This window comes from Paeniclostridium hominis, assembly GCF_014306135.1.
GTDB lineage: Bacteria > Bacillota > Clostridia > Peptostreptococcales > Peptostreptococcaceae > Paraclostridium > Paraclostridium hominis.
In genome coordinates this window covers 1373261-1398384 of the sequence record NZ_JACRWD010000001.1, presented here as the reverse complement: position 1 = coordinate 1398384, position 25124 = coordinate 1373261, and the positions used below count along the sequence as shown (strand labels likewise).

Here is a 25124-nt window from a genome sequence, read left to right as displayed (position 1 = left end):
GAAAGAAGGGGAGAGCATGAAGAAAATACCTTTAGTTATACTAACAGGGCCAACAGCAGTTGGTAAGACGAACTTATCAATACAACTAGCAAAGAAACTTAATATGGATATTATATCAGCTGATTCTATGCAAATATATAAATATATGGATATAGGAAGTGCCAAGGTAACGACTAATGAGATGCAAGGAATTAAACATTATTTAATAGATGAAGTTAATCCTGATTTTAGTTTTTCTGTTTCAGAGTTTCAAAAAATGGCTAATAATTATATAGATGAAATAGTAAAAAATAATAAAATTCCTTTAGTAACTGGGGGTACAGGACTTTATTTAAATTCACTTATATATAATATGGATTTTGCAAAATCTGATGCAGATAATAAACTAAGGGAATCTTTAAGATTAGAACTTGAAGAAAAAGGTATAGATTATATGCATAATAAGTTAAAAGAATTAGACGAAGAGGCAGCAAATAGAATTCATAAAAATAATACTAAAAGAGTTATAAGAGCACTTGAAGTTTGTTTAAGCGGGAAAAAAATGAGTGATTTTAGTAATGATCTTAAACTAAATGAAAAATATGAACCTATAATAATAGTATTAAATAGAGATAGAAGTCATTTGTATAAAAGAATAGATATGCGTGTTGATTTAATGATTAAAGAAGGTTTGGAAGATGAAGTTAAAAAATTAATATCTATGGGATATACAAAAGATTTAATATCTATGCAAGGTATAGGATATAAAGAAATAATAAAATATTTAGATGGCGAGTATAGCTATGATGAAGCTATAGAAATTATAAAACGCGATTCAAGAAGATATGCTAAAAGACAATTGACATGGTTTAGAAGATATAAAGATGCAATGTGGTTTGACTTAGATGAATATAAGGATGAAAAAATACTTTTAAATGATGTAATTACTTATATTGAAAAAAAGGTAAATCTTGTGTAATATAGAATATAATATATATAAAATAAATTAAATATGATAAATCATTTTGGAGGGTATTAAACTAATGAAAAGTACAGTTTTAAATTTACAGGACTTATTCCTAAATAATGCAAGAAAAGAAAGAATACCTGTAACAATTTTTTTAATGAATGGAGTTCAAGTTAAGGGATACGTTAAGGGATTTGATAGCTATATAGTATTATTAGAAGGTGAAAATAAGCAACAAAATCTTATATATAAGCATGCAGTATCTACTATAATACCAGGAAAACCTATGAATTTTAATAATAACAATAATAACAATAATCAAGGATACAACAAAAATTACAACGAAAATAAATAATTAATAAGATATATTTAAATTGAAAATCTTGAAAGCTTATAGCTTTCAAGATTTTTTTATTTAAAAATTTTTTATATTATAAAACATAAAATGTTTAATTAACAAAATATAAAGTTATATTAATAATCTTTAATTTATATAATTTATTAGATTATATAAAGAGAGAAGTGATAATATGAATTATTTAAGTTATTTAAATATAAGAAACTTTAGAGGAGTTAAAAACCTAGAACTTAATGATTTATCAACTATAAATATAATAGTAGGAGATAATAATAGTGGGAAAACTTCTCTTTTAGAAGCTATATCTCTTTTAGAAAATCCAGATAGTATAAGGCATATGCTTGTTAATGCATCGAAAAGAGATAGTAATAACACATCAAAATTTGAACTTTTTTTAGAGATGTTTCCTAAAAACCAAGATGAAAATAAAGGTATACATATAAATTCAATTATAAATAAATGCGAAAATGAATTGGAGATAAAAGGTAATTTAAGTGATATTATAGACTTTAATGAAAATGATGCAAATTTTGACTGTAAAGTATTTGAAGGTATCGTTAGGTTAAAGCAAAATGATGAAGAGCTAATAAATAAAGAAATATATATTCAAGAAAATAAGCAACTAAGATCTAGTGGAAGTTATTATCTTATAAAAATAGTATATGTAACTCCATATGATCACTTTAGAGAAAATGTGTTAAATAATACAATAGAAGTTATAAAAGATGGAGACAAAGATAAATTAATCAAATTACTTCAAATGTTTGATGAAAATATTTTAAGTTTTGAGGTTTTGCCTAATAGATATATGAATAATTCATCTATTTATATAAATCATAAAAAATATAAATTAATACCTTTATCTAGTTTTGGAGATGGTGTAAAAAAAGTAATAACACTAGCTTCAGCAATAGTTAGTGCTAAAGATGGAATTTTATTAATAGATGAAATAGAAACAGCTATTTACAAAGATATGGTAAGTGAGGTTTTTAGATGGTTTGTAAAGGCTTGTATAGAATATAAAGTTCAATTGATTTCAACTACTCATAGTTTAGAAGTAATAGATGCAATGATTGAAGGTATAGGTAATAAACTAGATGATTTAACATGTTTTAGAATAGAATCTATTAATGATAATATATACACAACTAGATTTTCAGGTAGTAAGTTAAAAGATATAAGAACTATTCTAGGGCAGGATGTGAGGTAATGAAGAATATATTATTTTTCGTTGAAGGAGTACATGATGCTAATTGTATAGCTAAGATATTAGATATTAATAATTTTAAAGAAATAAAGAGTATTGATAAGTTACCTGATATATGGAAAAGAAAAATATCTAGAACATATCCTTTTGTAAAAGATAGATTAGATAGATATATACTTATACCAACATATTTTAAAAATAAAAATATTATAGTAGTAATTATTTGTGCAAATGGAGAAAGTAGGCTTATAAAGGAAATAGATTTATACATTAGCAATATGAATAAATCTGAACTTGGTCAGATAAAAAGTATATGTGCAATTTTTGATGCAGACCAAAATCTTGCAAAGCAAAGCTTTGAAGAAAAATTTAAAATAAATATGAATGATATGATTATAAAAAAGAGTGATTTTATAAAAGGAAATATTAATATAAAGGGAGAAGATATAAGTTTATATAATTATTTTTTTCCAAACAATGACCAAAAAGGAACTTTAGAAGATTTGCTACTAGAAGGAGCTGAAATTGTTTATAAAGATTTATTAGATGAAGTAAATTGTTACATAAGTAGTATTGAAGATAAGTATAAATACAATTGGAGTATATCTAGTGAAAATAAGGTAAGAGTTGGGTGTATAGCAAATGTATTTCAACCTGGAAGTGCAAATCAAAATTCTATAAGACATGATGATTGGATAAGTGATAAAAGTATATCTTATAGTAAATCTATTAATACTTTTTATAAATTTATTGTTGATATAATAAATAATTAAAAAGTATTTTAAAATTTATATAATATAAAACTAAAAAAATTAATTTTATATGTTTTAAATTTTAATTATTGGGTATATATAAAATGAAAAAAGTAACTATATAAAAATTATTTTATACATATTTAGATAATAATGAAAAAAGTAAACAAATGAAAAGTGAGGTTATAACAATGGGAAGCTGTAATTCATGTCCTTCAAAAGGAAATTGCAATAAACAAGAAACATGCAATATAGAAAATAATCCTAATAATAAAATAAAAAAAATTATAGGTGTAATGAGTGGTAAAGGTGGAGTTGGAAAATCTACTGTAACGGCACTTATAGCTAAAAAGTTAAATAAAATGGGCTATAAAGTAGGTATACTAGATGCAGATATAACTGGACCAAGCATACCAAGACTTATGGGAGTTCAAAATGAAAGAGCAACCTCTCCAAACGGAAAAGATATATATCCTATAATAACTAAAGATAATATAAAAACAATGTCTATAAACTTTATGGTAGGAGATGAAAATCAGGCCATAGTATGGAAAGGCCCTATAATAAGCAATACTGTTAAACAATTTTATAAAGATGTAATGTGGGAAGAATTAGATTATTTACTAATAGATATGCCTCCAGGAACAGGAGATGTTCCTTTAACAGTTATGCAAAATATACCTATAAATGGTGTTGTTATGGTGTCAGTTCCACAAGATATGATATCTATGATAGTTGCAAAAGCTGTAAACATGGCTAAAATGCTTGATGTTAAAGTATTAGGTGTAGTTGAAAATATGAGTTATATTCAATGCCCAGATTGTAATAAAAAGATACATTTATTTGATGGGGAAGAAACTGAAAAATTCTTAAAAGAAATGAACTTAGATCTTTTAGGAGAACTTCCTATGACAAAGGAAATAGTTAATATAACTCATAATGGAGTTGACAATATAAGCTCAGAATTAGATGGAGTTTTAAATTCTATAGTTGAAAAAATAAAATAAACTTATTTAAATAAAATAAAAAAACTACCTTAAATTTAAGGTAGTTTTTTTATTTTATTTAAATAATGCATAAGAAAAGAAAAATGAAATTGAAGTATTTTATAAATTAAAAAACGGAATTTTAAAAATAAATTGAAAATTTAAAAATATTTGTTGTAGTTGATAGAATTAATGTGCTACCATTATAGCAAATAGAAAAAAGGGGGATGTTTTATGGGAAAAGCAGAAGTTAAAAAAAGGAGTCTTTTGATGAAATGTCTAGACTCAGTAGAATATATAGGAAATAAGTTGCCACACCCAGTTACATTATTTGCAATGCTTTGTGTGGCAATAGCAATTATATCTGCAATAGCAGAAAAGATGGATTTAAGTGTAACAGCAGAACTTATAAATAGAGAAACAATGAAAGTTGAAGAACAAACTATAAAAGCGATTAGTTTATTAAATGGAGCTGGGTTTAAATATATGTTAGAAAATGCAGTAACTAACTTTACATCATTTGCTCCTTTAGGCGTAGTGTTAGTAGGTATGTTAGGAATTGGGATTGCAGAAAGTTCAGGATACATAGGGACACTTCTTAAAAAAATTGTAAGTATAACACCAGCAAAGCTGATAGTTCCAACGGTTGTATTCCTTGGAATAATGTCAAATGTGGCGTCTGATGCAGGCTATGTTATATTAATTCCTCTTGGTGCTTTAGTTTTTATGGCTTATGGAAGACATCCTTTAGCTGGTATAGCTGCAGCTTTTGCAGGGGTTTCTGGAGGATTTAGTGCAAACTTACTTATAGGAACTGTTGATCCTATGCTTGCAGGAATAACAAATGAAGCAGCTCATATAATAGACCCAACAGTAAATATAAGTGCTACTGCAAATTATTTTTTTATGTTTGTATCAACATTTTTAATTACTATATTAGGAACTTTGATAACTACTAAAATTATAGAGCCTAAACTTGGAAAATATAATAGTAAAGATGCTAAATTTTCAGATGGAATGTCAAGAGCTAATGATTTACAAACTATAAAACCTGAAGAAGCTAAGGCTATGAAAGCTGCAAACTTAACTTTATTATTTATGGTAGTAGGATTAATAATACTTGTAGCTATGCCAAATTCATTTTTAAGAAATTTAGAAAAACCAAACTTCTTAAATTCTATAGTAGACCACTCTACTTTGATGAATGGTCTTATACCGATAATAGCTATACTATTTTTTGTACCATCTGTAGTTTATGGAAAAATAGCTAAAACTGTAAAAAGTGAAAAAGAAATAGCAGCTCATATGAGTAAAGCAATGAGTTCTATGGGTGGATATTTATGTTTAGCATTTGTTGCATCACAATTTATAAAATATTTTGAGTATACAAATTTAGGTACAATAATAGCGGTAAGAGGGGCTGAATTCTTACAATCAATAAATATAGGTGCAATACCATTATTAGTAGGATTTGTATTTATAACAGGATTTATAAATTTATTTATGGGATCTGCATCAGCTAAATGGGCTATAATGGCACCAGTATTTATACCTATGTTTTTAAAATTAGGAATAAGTTCAGATGTTGTTCAAGCGGCATATAGAATAGCAGATAGTTCAACAAATATAATTTCACCTCTTATGAGTTACTTTGCAATGGTTATAGTATTTATGCAAGCTTACAAGAAAGATACTGGAATAGGAACTGTAATATCACTTATGTTACCATACTCTATGACATTCTTAATAGCTTGGACTATACTATTTATAGTTTGGATGGTTACTGGAATACCGATAGGATTTTAGGTTAATATAAAAAGAGTTATTTTTTAGATAACTCTTTTTTAATTGTTATAAATTTTATGAAGTTTAACTTTTATTGAGATTTTAAAAAAATTTGATATTAGATTTTTCTAAATTTAATAAATATCTTATTTTGAGGATTTTATATTTAACTATATTTGCTATAATTTCACGCATAGCCACATTTTTAGGACTTGGGACTATGGAGATTAATAGTGGATTTAGCTTTTATGATAAGCTAAATAGTTTATTATTATGATTTAATTGTAAACTTATGTAACCTTTAAATATGTTTAATTGTGATAGAATTAATATAAATATAACTATTAATTAGGAGGAATTAAATGTTAGTATTGACTACTGAAAATATTCCAGGAAAGAAGATAACGGAGGTTATTGGTTTAGTAAAAGGAAGTACTGTAAGAGCAAAACATATAGGGAAAGATATAGGGGCTAGTTTTAAACAATTAGTTGGAGGAGAACTAACAGGATATGATGAAATGCTAGAAGAAGCTAGAAAAATATCTATAGAAAGAATGGTAGAAGAAGCTAAAAATAAAGGAGCCAATGCTATAATAGGGTTTAGATTAACTTCAGCTGCAGTTATGCAAGGAGCAGCTGAAATGCTAGCGTATGGAACTGCAGTAATTATAGAAGACAATGAGTAATTTTTTATATAATATAGGAATGTTAGTAATTTACATTTATGCAGTTATATTTATAGGTATTGTAATATTTCTTATTCTAAAAATTAAAGAAAGAAAACGATAAAATAAAAATAATATCTAGATAAGTATGATAATTTTTAAAATAAAAAATCTATAGAAATTTCTATAGATTTTTTGTTTTAAAAATTATATATATTTTGAAATAAATACTTTATGATGAAAAAGTAAACTATTATAATATAGTATACTGAATAATTAAACAAAGTTGTTTGAATAAAAAGCAACAAGGAGGTACAACTATGGAATTTATACTAAATATATTACAAAGCATAGATATCCCACTTTGGATAAGAAATAAAAAAAATCAAATTATTTTTATAAATGATAGTTTACAAAAAAAATTTGATATAAATATAGATGATATAAATTCTAATTTAGAAAAAAGTGAAAGCAAAGAATTAAAAAGTTTATATAAAATGATGATTATGCCTAAATTTAATTCATCTTTTACATATGAAATAAAAGATAAAATATATAAACCATTAATTCTTTTTTGTGATGATAAATCAAAGAATGAAGTAGCAATATTAATAGATATAACTGATGTTTCTTTAAAATCTAATAATCAACAAGTAAATATGTTAAAAAGTGTAATAGATAATATACCTGAATTGATTTTTTATAAAGATGATAAACTTAGATATGTTAGTATAAACAAAGAATTTAAAAAATTTTACGAAAAAATAGGGGTTAAAGATATAATAGGTAAAACAGATTTAGAATTTTCGATAGATAGCAACTTTACTAGAGCATGTAAAGAGCATGATGATATAGTTTTAAAAACAAAAGAAACATTATATTCAGAAGAAGAATTCCTTATACCGGGAAAAGATGAGTTTTGCACTATAAACAGTGTAAAAACACCTATAATAGGAGAAGATGGTAATGTATTAGGATTAATTGGAGTTGCAAGAGATATAACAGAACAAAAAAAATTAGAAAAAAAACTTAGATATTTAAGTTATACAGATAGATTAACAAATTTATATAATAGAGCATATTTTGATGAAAAAGTAAGTGAGTTTATAGAAAATAAAAAATTTCCTATAGGAGTTGTAATAGGGGATGTTAATGGGCTTAAAATAGTTAACGATACATTAGGTCACTTAGATGGAGATAGGCTTTTAAAAGAAATGTCTAGCGTACTTAAAGAAGTATGTGGTGACAATGGATTGGTATTTAGGTGGGGTGGAGATGAATTTATAACACTTATTCCAAATTCAACAGAAAAAGATTGTATAGAATTTATAGAGAAAGTAAATAACCTTTGTGATAAAAAAATTTATGATAATTTTAAATTAAGCATATCACAAGGACATTCTATGATTAATGAACATACAAATTTAGATGATGCATTAAGAGAAGCTGAAGATAAAGTATATAGACAAAAAATATTAGATAACAAAAGTGTTAGAGTATCTATATTAAATACTTTAAGAGAAAGTTTAGAAGAAAAGAATCTAGAAACACAAGAACATACAAAAAGGGTTGCTAAGTATTCTGTAAAGGTAGGAAAGGCCTTAGGATTAAACGATGAAATCTTGGAGAAATTAGCTTTGGTTGGAGAGCTTCATGATATAGGAAAAATTGGTATACCAGAACATATATTATTAAAACCTGAAAAACTAACAAATGATGAGTATGAAATTATGAAAACTCATGCTGAAAAAGGTTATAGATTAGCATTATTACTTCCAGAATTAAGCTATATCGCAAGGGATATATTAACTCATCATGAAAGATGGGATGGAAGAGGGTATCCACTTGGACTTAAAGGAGAAGAAATACCATTAGTTGCTCGAATAGTTTCTGTTATAGACTCATTTGATGCTATGACAAATGACAGGATACATGAAAGAAGAATAAGTAAGTATAAAGCTATCAAAGAAATTAAAGCATGTTCAGGTAAGCAATTTGATCCTAAAATAGTGGAAGTATTTTCAAATATAATTGAAAATGAATTATAAAAATAAAAAAAAATGAATAAATTTAAAAAAGTATTGACAAAATAAATATAATAATCATATTATTAAATTAAGTAAATAAACTAATGCGTTGATGAGAAAAAGTAAAATTAATGTAGTCTTACAGAGAGTTTCCGGTTGGTGAGAGGAGCAAAGGCAAGTTAATTTGAATACCTCTCTAAGCAGCACTCCGAAAGATAACAACCAGTAGGCAGTAGCCGTATTTTGCACACGTTATAGTGCTAGAGTATCCCAAAGTAATTGGCGTACTTGAAGAGGTCGTTATCGTGAGGTAATGATAAATTAAGGTGGTAACACGTGAGTAGTACTCTCGTCCTTTTATATAAGGATGGGAGTTTTTTTATTGTATTGGCGCCGTATAATAATTAAATTACTATCCTTAAAGATTAAATATTAAATTTAAATTTTAGGAGGATTAATTATGAAAGATATACAGGAGCAAATAAGAATCATATCTAAAGGTGTAGATGAAATAATAGGTCTAGAAGATCTTAAAAATAAATTAGAATTATCACAAAAAGAAAATAAACCATTAACTGTTAAGTTAGGACTAGACCCTAGTGCACCAGATATACATTTAGGTCATACTGTTGTTTTAAGAAAAATGAAGCAATTACAAGACTTAGGTCATAAAGTAGTAATAATTATAGGGGACTTTACAGGAAAAATAGGAGATCCAACTGGAAAATCTAAAGCTAGAAAAGCACTTACAACAGAGCAAGTATTAGAAAATGCTAAAACATACGAAGAGCAAATACTTAAAATTTTAGACAAAGATAAAACAGAGATAGTTTTTAATAGTAAATGGTTATCTAAATTAAGTTTTGAAGAAGTTATATGGTTAGCATCAACGACTACAGTAGCTAGAATGCTTGAAAGAGAAGATTTTAAAAATAGATACGAGAGTCAAACTCCAATATCTTTGCATGAGTTTTTCTACCCTTTAATGCAAGGGTTTGATTCAGTTGAAATAAAAGCTGATATAGAATTAGGAGGAACAGATCAAAGGTTTAATGTTTTAATGGGAAGATCTTTACAAAAAGCATTTAATCAAGATTCTCAGGTAACTATATTTATGCCATTATTAGAAGGATTAGATGGAAAAAATAAAATGAGTAAAAGTTTAGGTAATTACATTGGAATAGATGAAGAAGCTAGTGTAATGTATGAAAAAGCGATGACTATACCAGATGATTTAATAATAAAATACTATGAACTTGTAACAGATATACATCCTGATATAGTAGATGATATAAAAAGAAACTTAGAGGAAAATAAAGTAAATCCTAGAGATATAAAAATGAATTTAGCTAAAGAAATAGTGAGACTATATCATGGAGAAGAAAAGTCTAATGAAGCTGAAAATAGATTTAAAGAAGTTTACCAAAAAGGTCAAATACCTAATGATATAAAAACTGTAGAAATTTTAAAAGAAAAATTTGATTTAATAGAAGAATTAGTTAAAAATAATTTAGTAAGCAGTAAAAGTGAAGTTAGAAGACTTATAACACAGGGTGGTATAAAAGTAAATAATGAAAAATTAGAAGATATCAATAAATTAAATATATCTGATACTATGATAATACAAATCGGTAAGAAAAAGTTTATAAAGCTATGCATTAAATAATATTTTATAGAAAATAAACATTTATTTAATATAAATTAATTAATATGAGTATATAGTTTAAATTTAAAACTATATACTCATATTAAAAAAAATTAATAAAAATCTGGTTTTTTATCGTTTAATTCATCTTGTCTTTTTTTTACTACATTTTTAACTTCTTCTTCACTTAAATTTGATTTAGCTATTATATCTGATATTCCCATATTGCTTTCAAGCATTCTTTTTACATGTTCAACAGCTTTTTCATATTCACCTTTTTTTAAAGTATGACTCATATAAACACATCCTTTCTAAACTTAGATTTCCACAAAAAACTTAAGTTATGACTGTAAAATAATACACATAAAAATATTAATATTAATAAAAATTGATATTAAAAGAATATACAGGTATAATTATTTTATAATAAAATTAAATAAAAGGAGGGAATAATAAATAGTTTGTCAAATGAAATAAATAATGTATAATATTAAAATGAGAAACATGGTATAATTAAAAAAATAGAAAAATTAAGTTGCTTTATAAAGGGAGTTATAATATGAGTAATATAAAAATAATCTGCGATACAATGAATGATGTGCCAAAGAACATAATGGATAATTATGATATAGAAATACTTCCTGCTACAATCATATTTGAAGGAAAAGAATATAAAGCAGGAGTAGATATAGATGGAGATGAATTTTACAAGTTATTAAGAAGCACACAAAGTATACCATCGACATCACAAGTAACTTATGCTACGTTTAAGGAAATTTTTGAAAAGTACGTAAGCGAAGGTAAAAAAGTTTTATATCTAGCAGGTTCTTCTGCAGCATCAGGAACTTATCAATCAGCTATGTTAGCTAAAAGCGATATAGAAGGAGACGTATATATATTTGATACATATGGACTTTCTATTGGAGGTGGCCTTTTAATAGGTGAAGCAGCAAAGCTTGCAAGTGAAGGTCATGATATGGACTACATAATGAGTAAATTAGAAGAATACAAAGAGAAAGTACAAGTATATTTTTCAGTTGATTCATTAGATTATCTACAAAAAGGTGGAAGAATATCTGGAACTAAAGCTGCAATAGGTACTCTTCTTAATATAAAACCTATATTAAAAATAGAAGATGGATTAGTTAAGCAAAAAACTCAAGTGAGAGGAAGCAAAAAGATAATATCAACATTAATAGAACAATTAAGATCTGAAGTAGGAGATAATTTTTCTGATAAAGATGTATATGTTGGATATGGAGATGACATAGAAGAACATAAAAAGTTTATGGAAAAAGTAAAAGAAGAATTAAATCCAAGAAATGTATATCCATTTAGAATAGGAGCTTGTGTTGCTTGTCACTCAGGACCTAGTGTTTTAGGAATTGGATGTTTTAAATAAGGAATCATAATATATTTATAAATACAAAAGCCCTCTAAATTTAGAGGGCTTTTATTTGCAATTTTTTTGAATATATCGTAATGAGCTTTTCATATCATTAAATTCATTTTTAGGAATTATCAATCTTTCTATACCATTATAAAAACCATATACATCAAATATTTTATCCACTTTAACTTGTATAATATTATCTATAATATCTATATAAATGCATTTAGAATATTTAGTAAAAGATTTAAATATAAGTAATTTATTACTAGTTAATTTAATCATTTTAAATCCATTAAGAAATAAATTATTATTTAAAAAATTTATAAATTCATCCATATAACTACCTCCAATTTAAAGTATTGACATACAAATAAATTTATATAACTTATATCGTAGTAAAAATCTTTATCTTGTATAAATTTACCTATTGTAGTAAATTAAAATCGTAAATGAGTGACATAATATATACTACTTAGGAGGATTAAGCTATGAAGATTAATAAAGATAAATTCATATATGAATTTACTAGAAATCAAGCTACTCATGAAGAAATACATGAAAATATATTAGAAGGTATGAATGTTCACGGTGCGAATTTTATAATATTAATATGTGCAATAATAATAGCATCAGTAGGACTTAATATGAATGCAACAGCAGTAATTATAGGTGCTATGTTAATATCTCCTTTGATGGGTTCTATAATAGGGATTGGATATGGAGTAGGAACATACAATGTTAAATTATTAAAAGATGCATTTAAAATATTAATGCTTTCAATTGGAATAAGTATAGTAACATCAACACTTTACTTTTCTTTAACACCAATAACAACAGCAGGTAGTGAAATATTATCAAGAACTAGTCCAACAATATGGGACGTTATAATAGCATTTGTGGGAGGTACTGCTGGAATGATAGGTATAACTCGCAACAAACCTAGTAATGTTATACCAGGAGTTGCTATAGCAACTGCACTTATGCCTCCTCTTTGTACAGCAGGTTATGGACTTGCCACTAAGCAGTATGACATATTTTTAGGTGCAGGATATTTATTTTTTATAAATTGTTTTTTTATAACAATATCAACACTTATGGTTACAAAAGCTTTAAATATACCAACTAGAATAAACATATGTGATGAAAAACAAAAAAACGTTAAGAAATTTATAATAATAGCATCTATTATAGTAATAATACCTAGTATGTTTTCTGCTTTTAACATGATAAGAGAAACCATAGATGAAAGTAACTTAAATACTTTTATTAATCAAGAGTTAAATGGACAATATGTAATAAGTAAAAATATAAGTGAAAAAGATAATACAATAACTTTGGCTCTTATGGGTAAAAGAATATCTAATAGTCAATTAGATGAATTACAACAAAGCCTTCATCATTATGGATTTAGCAATAAGAAATTAATTATTAAACAAGATGATAACAATTTTAATGATATAGAAAAATATATAAATGATATAAAAAATAAAAATAGTGATTTTATAAAAGATAATAATATTTCTAATAAGAAAGAAGAAAACAATAAAGAAATATCTAATAAAACAGAAGTAGAAACTATATCTAGCGAACTAAAAGCTATATATCCTAGAATAAATGACGTATATGTAGGATATGTATTTGGAGAACAGGATAAAAATAAAGAAATACCTATACTTATAATATATAGTGAAGATAATTCTTTAAATAGAAATATAGAAACTATTAAAAATTGGTTTAAAACAAGAGTTAAGGCAGATGATGTTAAAGTTTATATACAAAATCCTACTATAAAAGAAGAAGTTGAAACTAACAATTAATAGTAACCTATTTTAATACTTAATACTGGAGGAATATATGAATAAAACTATAGGAGTACTAGCTCATGTAGATGCTGGAAAAACCACGTTTTGTGAACAGTTACTATATCATACAAAGTCAATTAGAAACAGAGGGAGAGTAGACAATAAAGATACCTTTTTAGATAATCATGAAATAGAAAGGCAAAGAGGAATAACCATATTTTCAGAACAAGGAAAATTTATATATAATAACTCAAATTATAATTTAATAGACACTCCAGGACATATAGACTTTTCACCAGATATGGAAAGAGCTATAAGTATAATGGATTATGCAATTGTAATAATAAGTGCTGTAGAAAAAATACAACCACACACTAAAACAGTTTTTAGGTTGCTTAAAAAACATAATATTCCTGTATTTTTCTTTGGGAATAAAATAGACAGAGAAGGTGCAAATATTGAGAAGTTAATAGAAGATATAAAATTAAATTTAAGTGAAGATGTAATAGATATAAGCATTAATTTGAATATAGACAATGAAATAAATTTAAGTGAAGAAATTATCGAATTTATAGCTGAAAGAGATGAAGAATTACTTGATAAATATTTAAATGGAGAATATGATAAAGAACTTTGGATAAATAAATTAATAAAAAGTATAAAAAATTGTGATATATACCCATTTTTTAAAGGTTCAGCATTGCAAGATATAGGTATAGAAGATTTTATAAAAAAGTTAGATTATTTGACATATACCAATTACCAAGGAAATAATAATTTTATAGGTAAGGTATACAAAGTTAGATATGACGAAAATAAAAATAGATTAACTTATATAAAAGCTATTAGTGGGAATTTAAAAGTTAAAGACGAACTTAAATATATAATAAAGGATGAAGTAATTACTGAAAAAATAAATAATATAAGAGTGTATAATTCAAATAAATATGAAAATGTCAATGAAGTTTTTGCAGGTCAAATATTTGCGGTTACAGGACTAACTAATATTAAGCCAAATGAATATATATTAGATAAAAATTTAGATATAAATAAATTTTACGAAAATTACAGTATAGATAAAGAAATTGATATAGTACCAACACTTAAGTCTAAAATTAAATTTGATGAAAGCCTTAATATAAAAGAAGTGTTAAATGTATTTAAAATATTAAATGATGAAGAACCAGCATTAAATGTAAAATGGAATGAAAATTTAAAAGAAGTACATATTCATGTTATGGGAAAGATACAGCTAGAAATATTAAAAGAGATAGTTAAGAATAGATTTAATATAGATGTAGATTTTGGGAAATGTGAAATATTATATAAAGAGACTTTAAAAGTAAAAACTATAGGATATGGACATTTTGAACCATTAGGACATTATGCTGAAGTTCATTTACTTATAGAGCCATCTACTAGAAATAGTGGGATTATATTTAAAAGCAATGCTCATGTGGATGATTTAACTATAGGGCATCAAAATCTAATTAAAACTCATATATTTGAAAAAGAACACAATGGAATACTTGGTGGATATCCTCTTACAGATATTAATATAACACTAATTACAGGAAGAGCACATACTAAACATACTAGTGGTGGAGATTTTAGGCAAGCGACTCTTAGGGCGTTAAGGCAGGGTCTTGAACAAGTTGACAATTTATTACTAGAACCATTTTATAAATTTAAAATTGATATAGGCATTGATTATATAGGAAGAGTATTATCTGATATACAAAAAATGAGTGGTACTTTTAAAGATCCTATTATAAGTGAAGAAACGTGTATTATAGAAGGTAGGGGACCTGTATCTACATTTATGGACTATCAATTGGAATTAATTAGCTTTAGTAAGGGAACTGGAAGCATCAGTTTTATATTTGATGGATATGATGAATGTCATAATAGGGATGAAATTTTAGAAAATAGAAATTATGATAAAGACAGTGATAGTGAGTATACTTCAAATTCTATATTCTGTTCTAAGGGACAAGGATATATAGTAAAAGGAAGAGAAGCTAAAGAATATATGCATTGTTTAAAATAACTTTAAATAAACTACTTAATGATAGTATTCTAACTAAAATATAGGTTAGTATATTAACTTAGGTAGTTTATTTTTTATTAAAATATCATAAAATCAAAGCTTATATATAATAATTTCAAATGGAATATGTATATGTATTCATTAATATAATATAAAGGTTATATAATATATTTATAGGGGGGATAGTTTGTGAAAACATGCAAAAACTGTGGCAAAATCTTAGAACAAGAAGCTCGTTTTTGTGATGGATGTGGTTATGATACTACTAAAGAATTATATAAAAAACCTATGAAAAAGAAAAATAACTTATCAAAAGTAGTTGTGGCTTTATTACTTTTAGGTATAATAGCTGTAATATTATTTTTCACACTTAAAGATACAATTTTATTAAGTTATTATATTAAAAAAGGAGATATAGAAAGTTCTAATATAAAATCTATTGATTATTATATTAAAGCTATAGATATTAAATATACAGAAGAGTTAGTGGAGAAAATAAGAAAAGAAGTAAGTGAATGTAGAAGTTTTGAAGAAGAACTAATTAAATTAGAAAAGATTTTAAATAGTAAAGATTTGAGTAGTATGTATATTGAAAATTATGTAAAAAAAGCAGAAGAACATTTTGAGAATGGAGATTATGACCAAACCTTAAAATATTTATCAAAAGCTAAAGAATATAATTTTAAACAAGAAAATTTTAAATATTATAATAAGCTAATGGAAATTCAAAATCAAAAAATTAATGAACATATAAAAGTAAATAACTTACATGAAAATAATAATGAATATATTATATATGATAGTCATATTAGATATCTAACTAAATCGGAACTATATAAATACAGTAAACATGAATTAGCATTAATTAGAAATGAGATATTTGCAAGATATGGATATATATTTAATAAAGATGAATATTTCAATTATTTTATCAATACTAGTTGGTATATCCCAAATCCAAATTTTAATGGGAGTATAAATGAATTAAATACGATAGAAAGGTATAACGTTGAACTTATAAAAAGTTTAGAGCAAGGCTATTAAGGGGGAGAGTTTTTGTATTGTAAAAATTGTGGAAGTAAGTTAAATGAAAATGCTAATGTTTGTACTAATTGCGGAGTAAAAGTAGGAAATGGCAATAGCTTTTGTAAGTTTTGTGGGAATGAAACTAATAAAGATTCAAAATTTTGTATAAATTGTGGAAATGAATTAAATAAGCCATATATACCAAAGAATACAAATAATAATAAAAATATATATTGCAAAAATTGTTCTAATGAAATGAGTTCACAAGCATCTGTTTGTACTAAATGTGGGGTTAAAAGAGGAAATGGAAATTCTTATTGTCCAGAATGCGGAAAAGAAACTGATAAAAATGCAGATGTATGTGTTAATTGTGGAGTTAATTTAAATAACAAGTTTTCAGTTATAAATAGTATAAATAAATCAAATTCTAAAGTTGGTTCTGTAGGTAGTAAGAGTAAATTATTAGCTATAGTACTATGTTTGATATTTGGAACAATGGGAGTTCATAGATTTTATGTAGGTGATAATTCTCAAGGATTTATTATACTAGCACTTACTTTATCTGGAATAGTTACTTGTGGAATAACTACTATAATTAGTTGTATATGGGTGATTGTAGACTTTATATTAATAATATTAGATAAGATAACAGATGAAAATGGCGAAGCTCTTCAGTGGTAAAAGAATTAGGTTGTGTGTATATATAACAGGAATTATAACTATATATTCTATACCTATTAGTTTTATCGAAAGCAGAAGTTTTTGCCTGTGGTATAATTTACTTGAGAAAAAATGTTTTGGTTGTGGAATGACTAGGTCATTTTTTAATTTATCTAGATTTAAAATATTAAAAGCTATAGATTATAATTTTATGATAGTTTTTATGATTATCCCTATATGTTTAATTATTAAGGATATGTTTAATATATTAAGGTATGAGTTAAAAAAATTAAATAAAAAATTGATTAATAAAAGAAGTATGTAGAAAATTTTCTGCATACTTCTTTTATTGCTATTTATATACAATATGTTACAATAATATACGGCTAAAAACATATTAGGAGGAAGATAATGGTCATTTTAAAAAAATTTCGTAAAGTTATAACGCCGATGATAATTATATTTGTGATTATATCAATATCAGGTTGTTCAAAAGATAAAATTACTGAAGTTAAAAATAAAACTAATGTAAAAGCTTATAATAATGAAAACTTATTAAATACAGAAAATCAAGAAGCACAACTTCACTTTATAAATACTGGAAATAGTGATGCTATACTTATAAAACAAGGAAATCAAGCAGCACTAATAGATGGTGGAGATAATGATGATGAACAAAGAGTTGTAAATTATCTTAAAAATAATGGTGTTAAAGAATTAGAATATGTATTTGCAACACATCCACATGCAGATCATATAGGTGGACTTGATGCAGTAGTAAAAGAAATACCTGTAAAAAATGTATATGTGAGTAATGGAAGTGCAAATTCAAAAACATATTCAGATTTTATAAATGCTATGGCAAATAAAGGATTACATCCTAGTGTGCCGTTATTAAATAGTGAATTTAAATTAGGAACATCAAAATTTAAAGTTTTATCTGTAGCAAATAGTGATGATCCTAATAATAATTCAATAGTACTTGAATATACAAATGGAAATGATAAAGTACTTTTAATGGGGGATGCAGAGTCTGAAATAGAATCTAAGATAAATGTAGAAGATGTTGATTTGTTAAAAGTAGGTCATCATGGATCTCATAGTAGTTCAACTCCTTCATTTATAAATAAAGTAAATCCAGAATATGCTGTTATAACAGCTGGTGAAAACAATAAATATGGACATCCCCATAAAGAAACTATGGAGACTTTAAAAAGTAGAAATATCGAAGTACATAGAAGTGATGAGTGTGGAAATATAATATTTATATCTACTGGAAATGGCTTAAAAGTAGATTGTAAAAAAGGAAGTTATAAAAGTGGTAGTGAAAAAGGATATATAGTTACTTCTAATGATAATTCAAGTGATAAGAACTATAGTAAACACTCTAAAAATAATATATCAGCTACAAAGCCAAAAACATCACAAAAGTTAGAACAAGAACCTGTAAAAAATAAAGGAAAAATTGTTTATTGGACACCAAACGGAAAGTCATATCATACAACTAAACAATGTTCTGCATTAAGTAAAAGTAAAACTATACTTTCTGGAACACAATCTGAATCAGGTAAAAGTGATCCTTGCGATAGATGTCATTAAAACAAAAAACAAATAATTGAAAAATATATTATAACTAATATTTTGATTGAACAATTTGTAGATTCCTGTTATATTATAATACTGTAAATAAATTAGCAAAAATTTAAATTATAGAATTTAGACACAAGGTTTTAGCATCAGGAGGCAAAAATGATAGATATAGCAGATTTAAGATTTGAATTTATAGAGCAGGGAGAGTCTAAAGAAGTTGATTTTATGGGACTTTGTCAAATAACAGAAGACCTTTTATGGTACTGTGAAGATACAGATAATATAGTATTTGGATTTGAAGATGATAGTGAATATAGATTAAGTATAGATGAAGACACAGAATATGAAGATATACAAGATTTTTTTGATAATATAGCTGAAGATCAATGTATATCTGATAGTGTAAGTATAAAATTATTAAATAGTAGAGACTAATTAAACATAATAAAAAGCTAGTAATTTTTACTAGCTTTTTATTATGTTTAATTTACTGAGAGTTAAATGCAAAAAAATAAAAACATAAAAATATTTCTAAAAAACGTATACATATTTGAAATAAGTGTTATAATAAGTATTACAGTAGTTAAAAAGATTACTGATATTAAATAAATGAAGCAAAAGTTTCATGTAGGTATTTAGGAGAACATTTCAATGACTAATGGAATAGTAAAATGGTTTAATAGTGAAAAAGGATTTGGATTCATATCAGTAGAAGGTGGAGATGATGTATTCGCTCACTTCTCAGCTATACAAAAAGATGGATTCAAAACTTTAGAAGAAGGTCAAAAAGTAAGCTTTAATATAGTTGAAGGTGCTAGAGGTCCTCAAGCAGAAAACATAACTATATTATAATTATAAATTGTCTTTAATAAGATCCCGATTAGGGGTCTTTTTTAATTTCTATAATAATTATTTTTTATTTTTAATTAATATATTATTATAATAATATATTAATTTTCAGAATATAATGAATATAAAGTTTTTAAAATTTTAAAGGGGGGATTATATATGGTTTTATTTAATCCAGTAGTGATTTCTATTGCTGTAATGATAGTTCTTTGTTTATTTAAATTCAATGTATTTTTATCAATACTTGTATCAGCAATAGTTGCAGGAGTTTGTTCAGGTATGCCAATAGGAGATACTATGAGCATTTTAGTTGGGGGAATGGGGGGAAATGCCGAAACAGCATTAAGTTATATATTACTTGGAGCTTTAGCTGCAGCAGTTAGCAAAACAGGGCTTGCATCAATTTTAGCGAAAAAAATATCTAAAATAGTTAAGGGCAAAAAATTAACACTTATCTTATTAATAGCGTTCATGTCATGCTTTTCACAAAATCTTATTCCAGTACACATAGCATTTATACCGATATTAATTCCATCACTGTTAGGTCTTATGAATAAATTAAAAATAGATAGAAGAGGTGTAGCTTGTGCATTAACCTTCGGATTAAAAACTCCATATATTGCAATTCCGGTTGGATTTGGATTAATATTTCAAAATATTATAAGAGATCAAATGATAGCTAATGGAATGGAAATAACTACAGGCATGGTGACTAGTGTAATGTGGATAGCTGCAATAGGAATGATTTTAGGTTTATTAGTAGCTGTATTTATAACTTATAGAAAGCCAAGAGATTATAAAGATAAAACTATAGAAGAGATTGAAGAAAATGAAATAGAAGAAAAAATGACTAGCAAGCATTGGTTTGCACTTTTAGGAGCTGTAACTGCATTTATTGTACAAATTTTAACAGGATCATTACCTCTTGGAGGTCTTTGTGCGATAATAGTGTTATTTGTAAGTGGAGCTATCAAATTTGATGAAATAGATGAATTAGTTGATGGTGGGGTAAAGATGATGGGTCTTATAGGATTTATCATGCTCGTAGCTGCAGGTTATGGTAGTGTATTAAGAGAAACTGGAGCTGTTGAAAGTTTAGTAGCATCTGTTTCAGGTTTAGTTGGGAATAGTAAACTTATAGGGGCTTTATTAATGCTTTTAGTTGGACTTTTAGTTACTATGGGCATAGGAAGTTCTTTTGGAACATTACCTATAATAGCTGCTATATACTGTCCATTAGGGGTTAGTTTAGGATTTAGTGTAAAAGCAATAATACTTTTGATAGGAGTTGCAGGAGCACTCGGAGATGCAGGCTCTCCAGCATCTGATAGTACACTAGGACCAACAGCAGGGCTTAATGCTGATAAACAACATGATCATATTTGGGATACTTGTGTTCCAACATTTATACATTATAATATACCGTTGTTAATATTTGGAGTAATAGGTGCAATGATATTATAAAATATATTAAAAAGCTTATCTAAAATAATTAATTGAAAGTAACTATTATTTTAGATAAGCTTTTATTTATTATACACTAAAGAGATTTTTATAAATGCCGATATAGCAAACAGTGTATCTAATCTTTTTATTCATATCAAATATTTATTTTAGTTAAAAATATGGGGAGAATTATGAAGACAATAGAAGTATTAAAAGCATTAAGGAAATATATTAAAGAAATATACGAGGTTATATACAATTTAAAAAGGGACAAAGAAGATGATGTGTTAAAAGAATTAGTAATTCAAGTATATAAAAACAGGACTGAATTGAAAAAGTGTATAAAAAAAGAAAGTTTTATAAGGGACAAAACTATATATTCTTTAGTTATTAATTTAACTAAAGAAGAGAGAAAATCACTTTTAGAAAAATTAAATATGTTTAATGATGTGGATATTGAAAACGTAGAAGATGTATATAAAGCTGTAAAAAGTAATTATCATAATTTAATTTTAAATAAGGAATTAAAAGTACCTATAGATTTGGAAGAAACTATAGAAAAATATGTTTATGATATCATAAACGAAAGAAATAAAAGTTGTGCTAAATATATGATTTTTTTTATTATGATTGTATTATTTACAGGATTTATAGCTTGATTGTATTATAAATAAAAAAACTAGTTTATATAAACTAGTTTTTTTATTTTATATATGCGTTATAAAATTTTGTAGTAATTGTTAATATAACTTAAAAAATAAGAGTAATTAAAGTCTATACAATAAATATAAAGAGAAAATGTATATAAAATAATTAATTAAGATAAAATATTACATTTTATCTTAATTAATTTGATTTATTTTAAAAAATTCAAAAAAAATTAAAATATAATTAAATTTTCTGAAAAAGTAAGTTTTCTAAATAATGTGATATAATGAAATCAATCAAACAAAAGGAGGGTGAACTCTAATGAGTGGTAAAAAATTACCTAAAGGAGCTTATGGAGGAGTATCAGGAAAAGATTACGTTCCTTACATAACAGACAAATCTAGAACGGGTGCAAATATAGCTGTATTAATCATTGGGATTATCTTAGCAGTTATTTTCTCAGCATCTACAGCATATTCAGGAATGAAAGCTGGTCTTACAGTTGCTGCAGGGATTCCTGGTTCTATAATCGGTTCAGCATTCATCGCAGCCTTCGCTAGCGGAAAAGGTATTCTAGGGAAAAATATAGTACAAGGTATGGCCAGTGGTGGAGAATCAGTTGCCAGTGGTATGATTTTCGTACTACCTGCTATCTTATTAATTGGTAGCCAAGTTTCATTTTTAGAAGGATTCATAGTTGGAATAGGTGGAGTTTTATTTGGTATTGGAGTTGCATCCCTTGTTCATAACTATTTAATTATTGAAGAACATGGTAAACTTATGTACCCAGAATCAATGGCAATTTCTGAAACACTTGTTGCTTCAGATGGTGGCGGAGATTCAATGAAATATATGGGTATGGGATTTGGTATAAGTGGACTAATTACTGTATTAACAGGTTCATTCTTAAACGTAGCCAATAACGTTATAAGTTTTATTGGAAACAAGTTTTATAAATTTAAATTTGAAGTTGAAGTTAATCCACTTCTTTTAGGAATTGGATTTATAGTAGGACTTGAAGTAGCATTAACAATGTTTGCAGGTTCTTTATTATCACATTTTGGTATTATGCCTTTAATAGGATACTTTACTGATATGGCAGGAGAAGGAGCTAAAGTATGGAATGACCCAACAATGGCTATTAACCAAATGGATGTAAATGCTATAGCTGGTAACTATGTAAAATACATAGGAGCTGGTATGATGCTTTGTGGAGGTATAATAGGTGCAGTTAAACTTATACCAACTATAATAGCTTCTGTAAAAGAAACATTAAAAGCTAAATCATCAACATCAGGAGATGCTGATGCAAACTCAACTCTTCAAAATATAATTTTATTAAGTGGAGCTGTAATTGCATTTGTAGCAGCATTCTTCATTTCAGGAAGTATAGTGATGGCAATAGTGGGAGTTATAGTATCTCTTTTATTAGCAGCATTATTTGTTATAGTTGCTGGACGTTTAACAGGTACAATAGGTACATCAAATCTTCCAGTATCTGGTATGACAATAGCATCTTTAGTTATAGCAACATTAGTATTTGTTATAATGGGATGGACTGATTTAGCAGATAACAAATCATTATTATTATTTGGTACATTCATAGTTGTTTCTATATCTATAGCTGGTGGATATACTCAATCTCAAAAAGTAACTTACATAATAGGTGGTAGTAAAAATGAAATGCAAAAATATTTTGCAATAGCTGGTATAGTAGGTGTAATAGTTGTTGTAGGTACAACAATATTACTTTCAGATCAACTTGCAGTTGCAGGAGATAATCCTCCATTTGCACTACCTCAAGCAAACTTAATATCAACACTTACTTCAGGTATAATGTCTGGTCAATTACCTTGGGTTATGGTAATCGTTGGAGTATTTATGGCAATAGTTTTATATTTCCTAGACTTACCTATAATGACTGTTGCTATAGGATTTTATTTACCAATTGCAACAACTTCTATAATATTAGTAGGAGCATTAATCCGTGTATTTGTTGAAAAAACTTCTAAGAGTGAAAAAGAAAAAGAAGTTAAAGTTTCTAATGGTATAAGTTTATCATCTGGACTTGTTGCAGGTGGTTCTATAATAGGATTAGTAGGTATAATATTACAAGTATCAGGTGTTATAAAAGGAGCTGGACCTAGTGGATTTGCTGCTGGAAATATGATGGCAACAATTCTATTAATAGTGTTAGTTGGTCTTACTACATGGCCAATTGTTACATCTAAGGTAAAGAATAAAGAATAATGAAAAATAATGAAGATGTTTTAAATATAATATTTAAAAAAAGTGACAAAATCGAATATGAAGTAAATGAAGAGGAAATTGTTACAATACTTGAAAAACAAGATCATAAAATACAAAGATTTTTTAGAAAATTAAAATTTAAAATTCCTATGTATAAAAAGACTGAGCTTGATAAATATGGTAGTTTTGTATTTTTACAAATTGATGGTAAAAAGACTGTTAAAGAAATTGGTGAAAATTTAGAACTAAAATATAAAAAAGAAGCTCATCCACTTTATGAAAGGTTACTTCTTTTTTTAAATCATATAGATGTTAATTGTCATTACATTGAAAAAATAAATTAAAAATAAAAAGGATATCTTAAAATACATTGTTATAAAAACAATAAGTTTTAAGATATCCTCTTTTTATATATTCTAATGTCTATTGTATAATTCGTATACTTTGTTCCAATCTATAATTTTCCACATGTTTTTTACATATTCAGCTCTAAGATTTTGATATTTTAAATAATAAGCATGTTCCCAAACATCAATTGTAAGTATAGGAATTAACCCATCTTGAAGAGTAGTATCTTGGTTTGATGTTGCTTTAATAAATAAGTTTTTATCTTTATCCATAACTAAAGATGCATACCCTGATCCAAATAGACCTATAGCTTTTTTATTTAATTCATCTTTTAAACTTTCAACACTTCCAAAAGTTTGGTTTATTTTTTCTAATAAATTTCCACCTGGCATTGTAAATGCTCTTGGAGATAAAATAGAGAAATATAAGTTATGATTATAAACTCCGCCACCCTGATTTATAACACCTTGTCTTATTTCTTCTGGTAACTCAGATGCATTTTTAAGTAATTCTTCTAAAGTTTTTCCTAGCGTAAATTTTTCATAACCTTTTAAAAGATTATTTAAATTATTTACGTAAGTTTGAAGATGTTTACTATAGTGAGTTTCTATAGTTTTAGCATCTATATGTGGTTCTAATTCATCAAATTCATATGGTAATATTATTTTATCATACATTTTAAACACCTCTT

At 26.0% G+C, this 25124-nt stretch carries 25 protein-coding genes and 1 other annotated feature; of the genes, 22 read left to right on the top strand and 3 right to left on the bottom strand.

The window, feature by feature from the left end; genetic code table 11:
* The first annotated feature begins 16 nt into the window (after positions 1-16).
* The 9 genes from miaA (at position 17) to tyrS (ending at position 10392) form a co-directional block, all read left to right on the top strand.
* Positions 17-958 (top strand): tRNA (adenosine(37)-N6)-dimethylallyltransferase MiaA, encoded by a 942-nt coding sequence (miaA, locus tag H8891_RS06700; protein WP_187005732.1) that lies wholly within the window; start codon positions 17-19, stop codon positions 956-958.
* Positions 959-1022: 64 nt separating this feature from the next.
* Entirely contained in the window at positions 1023-1301 is a 279-nt protein-coding gene (hfq, locus tag H8891_RS06695) for an RNA chaperone Hfq (RefSeq protein ID WP_147543905.1), read from the top strand.
* A 175-nt stretch (positions 1302-1476) separates the two neighbouring features.
* The gene (locus H8891_RS06690) at positions 1477-2514 is read left to right on the top strand and encodes an AAA family ATPase (RefSeq protein WP_187005731.1); all 1038 of its coding nucleotides are present in this window, start codon (positions 1477-1479) and stop codon (positions 2512-2514) included.
* Entirely contained in the window at positions 2514-3284 is a 771-nt protein-coding gene (locus H8891_RS06685) for a DUF3226 domain-containing protein (RefSeq protein WP_187005730.1), read from the top strand. The genes H8891_RS06690 and H8891_RS06685 overlap by 1 nt, the downstream gene beginning before the upstream one ends.
* Positions 3285-3454: 170 nt before the next feature.
* Positions 3455-4270 (top strand): Mrp/NBP35 family ATP-binding protein, encoded by an 816-nt coding sequence (locus tag H8891_RS06680; protein WP_187005729.1) that lies wholly within the window; start codon positions 3455-3457, stop codon positions 4268-4270.
* A 213-nt stretch (positions 4271-4483) separates the two neighbouring features.
* On the top strand, positions 4484-6055 hold the full coding sequence (locus tag H8891_RS06675) for an AbgT family transporter (RefSeq protein WP_187005728.1): 1572 nt from the start codon (positions 4484-4486) through the stop codon (positions 6053-6055).
* Between the two features lie 341 nt (positions 6056-6396).
* Complete coding sequence (locus H8891_RS06670; RefSeq protein WP_187005727.1) at positions 6397-6720, top strand: heavy metal-binding domain-containing protein; 324 nt, start codon at positions 6397-6399, stop codon at positions 6718-6720.
* A gap of 299 nt (positions 6721-7019) precedes the next feature.
* Positions 7020-8747, top strand: coding sequence for a sensor domain-containing diguanylate cyclase/phosphohydrolase (locus tag H8891_RS06665; RefSeq protein ID WP_187005726.1), 1728 nt, complete (start codon positions 7020-7022; stop codon positions 8745-8747).
* Positions 8748-8826: 79 nt separating this feature from the next.
* Positions 8827-9086 (top strand) — a binding site (T-box leader).
* Between the two features lie 100 nt (positions 9087-9186).
* Positions 9187-10392: a tyrosine--tRNA ligase gene (tyrS, locus tag H8891_RS06660; protein WP_187005725.1), complete on the top strand. Its 1206-nt coding sequence runs from the start codon at positions 9187-9189 to the stop codon at positions 10390-10392.
* 92 nt (positions 10393-10484) lie between these two features.
* Here the strand turns inward: tyrS and H8891_RS06655 are convergent, their stop codons facing one another.
* Positions 10485-10667: a hypothetical protein gene (locus tag H8891_RS06655; protein ID WP_187005724.1), complete on the bottom strand. Its 183-nt coding sequence runs from the start codon at positions 10665-10667 to the stop codon at positions 10485-10487.
* A 263-nt stretch (positions 10668-10930) separates the two neighbouring features.
* On the opposite strand from H8891_RS06655, the gene H8891_RS06650 reads away from it, so the two are divergent.
* Entirely contained in the window at positions 10931-11773 is an 843-nt protein-coding gene (locus H8891_RS06650; RefSeq protein ID WP_147543914.1) for a DegV family protein, read from the top strand.
* A gap of 51 nt (positions 11774-11824) precedes the next feature.
* Here the strand turns inward: H8891_RS06650 and H8891_RS06645 are convergent, their stop codons facing one another.
* On the bottom strand, positions 11825-12100 hold the full coding sequence (locus tag H8891_RS06645) for a hypothetical protein (protein WP_187005723.1): 276 nt from the start codon (positions 12098-12100) through the stop codon (positions 11825-11827).
* 152 nt (positions 12101-12252) lie between these two features.
* Here H8891_RS06645 and H8891_RS06640 point away from each other — a divergent pair, with 152 nt between their 5' ends.
* From H8891_RS06640 to H8891_RS06585, 12 genes are all read left to right on the top strand, one after another.
* Complete coding sequence (locus H8891_RS06640) at positions 12253-13581, top strand: DUF389 domain-containing protein (protein ID WP_187005722.1); 1329 nt, start codon at positions 12253-12255, stop codon at positions 13579-13581.
* A 37-nt stretch (positions 13582-13618) separates the two neighbouring features.
* Positions 13619-15616 (top strand): elongation factor G, encoded by a 1998-nt coding sequence (locus H8891_RS06635; protein ID WP_187005721.1) that lies wholly within the window; start codon positions 13619-13621, stop codon positions 15614-15616.
* 189 nt (positions 15617-15805) lie between these two features.
* Positions 15806-16660, top strand: a complete 855-nt coding sequence (locus tag H8891_RS15585; protein WP_187005720.1) for a YARHG domain-containing protein — start codon at positions 15806-15808, stop codon at positions 16658-16660.
* 12 nt (positions 16661-16672) lie between these two features.
* A complete protein-coding gene (locus H8891_RS06625) occupies positions 16673-17323 on the top strand; it encodes a TM2 domain-containing protein (RefSeq protein WP_187005719.1) in 651 nt (216 codons plus the stop codon).
* The gene (locus H8891_RS15705) at positions 17295-17627 is read left to right on the top strand and encodes a DUF2752 domain-containing protein (protein ID WP_408637154.1); all 333 of its coding nucleotides are present in this window, start codon (positions 17295-17297) and stop codon (positions 17625-17627) included. The genes H8891_RS06625 and H8891_RS15705 overlap by 29 nt, the downstream gene beginning before the upstream one ends.
* 86 nt (positions 17628-17713) lie before the next feature.
* Positions 17714-18901 carry a ComEC/Rec2 family competence protein gene (locus H8891_RS06615; RefSeq protein ID WP_243207772.1) on the top strand — a complete coding sequence of 396 codons (1188 nt, stop codon included), beginning with the start codon at positions 17714-17716 and terminating at the stop codon, positions 18899-18901.
* A 150-nt stretch (positions 18902-19051) separates the two neighbouring features.
* A complete protein-coding gene (locus H8891_RS06610; protein ID WP_187005717.1) occupies positions 19052-19327 on the top strand; it encodes a hypothetical protein in 276 nt (91 codons plus the stop codon).
* 216 nt (positions 19328-19543) lie between these two features.
* Positions 19544-19744, top strand: a complete 201-nt coding sequence (locus H8891_RS06605; protein WP_021125716.1) for a cold-shock protein — start codon at positions 19544-19546, stop codon at positions 19742-19744.
* Positions 19745-19900: 156 nt separating this feature from the next.
* On the top strand, positions 19901-21205 hold the full coding sequence (locus tag H8891_RS06600) for a Na+/H+ antiporter family protein (RefSeq protein ID WP_187005716.1): 1305 nt from the start codon (positions 19901-19903) through the stop codon (positions 21203-21205).
* 173 nt (positions 21206-21378) lie between these two features.
* On the top strand, positions 21379-21846 hold the full coding sequence (locus H8891_RS06595) for a hypothetical protein (RefSeq protein ID WP_187005715.1): 468 nt from the start codon (positions 21379-21381) through the stop codon (positions 21844-21846).
* A 310-nt stretch (positions 21847-22156) separates the two neighbouring features.
* Entirely contained in the window at positions 22157-24085 is a 1929-nt protein-coding gene (locus tag H8891_RS06590) for an OPT family oligopeptide transporter (protein ID WP_147543924.1), read from the top strand.
* A complete protein-coding gene (locus H8891_RS06585) occupies positions 24085-24429 on the top strand; it encodes a PqqD family peptide modification chaperone (RefSeq protein ID WP_187005714.1) in 345 nt (114 codons plus the stop codon). Before H8891_RS06590 ends, H8891_RS06585 begins: the two co-directional genes overlap by 1 nt.
* Positions 24430-24501: 72 nt before the next feature.
* Here the strand turns inward: H8891_RS06585 and H8891_RS06580 are convergent, their stop codons facing one another.
* Positions 24502-25110, bottom strand: a complete 609-nt coding sequence (locus H8891_RS06580) for a superoxide dismutase (protein ID WP_187005713.1) — start codon at positions 25108-25110, stop codon at positions 24502-24504.
* Positions 25111-25124: the final 14 nt, after the last annotated feature.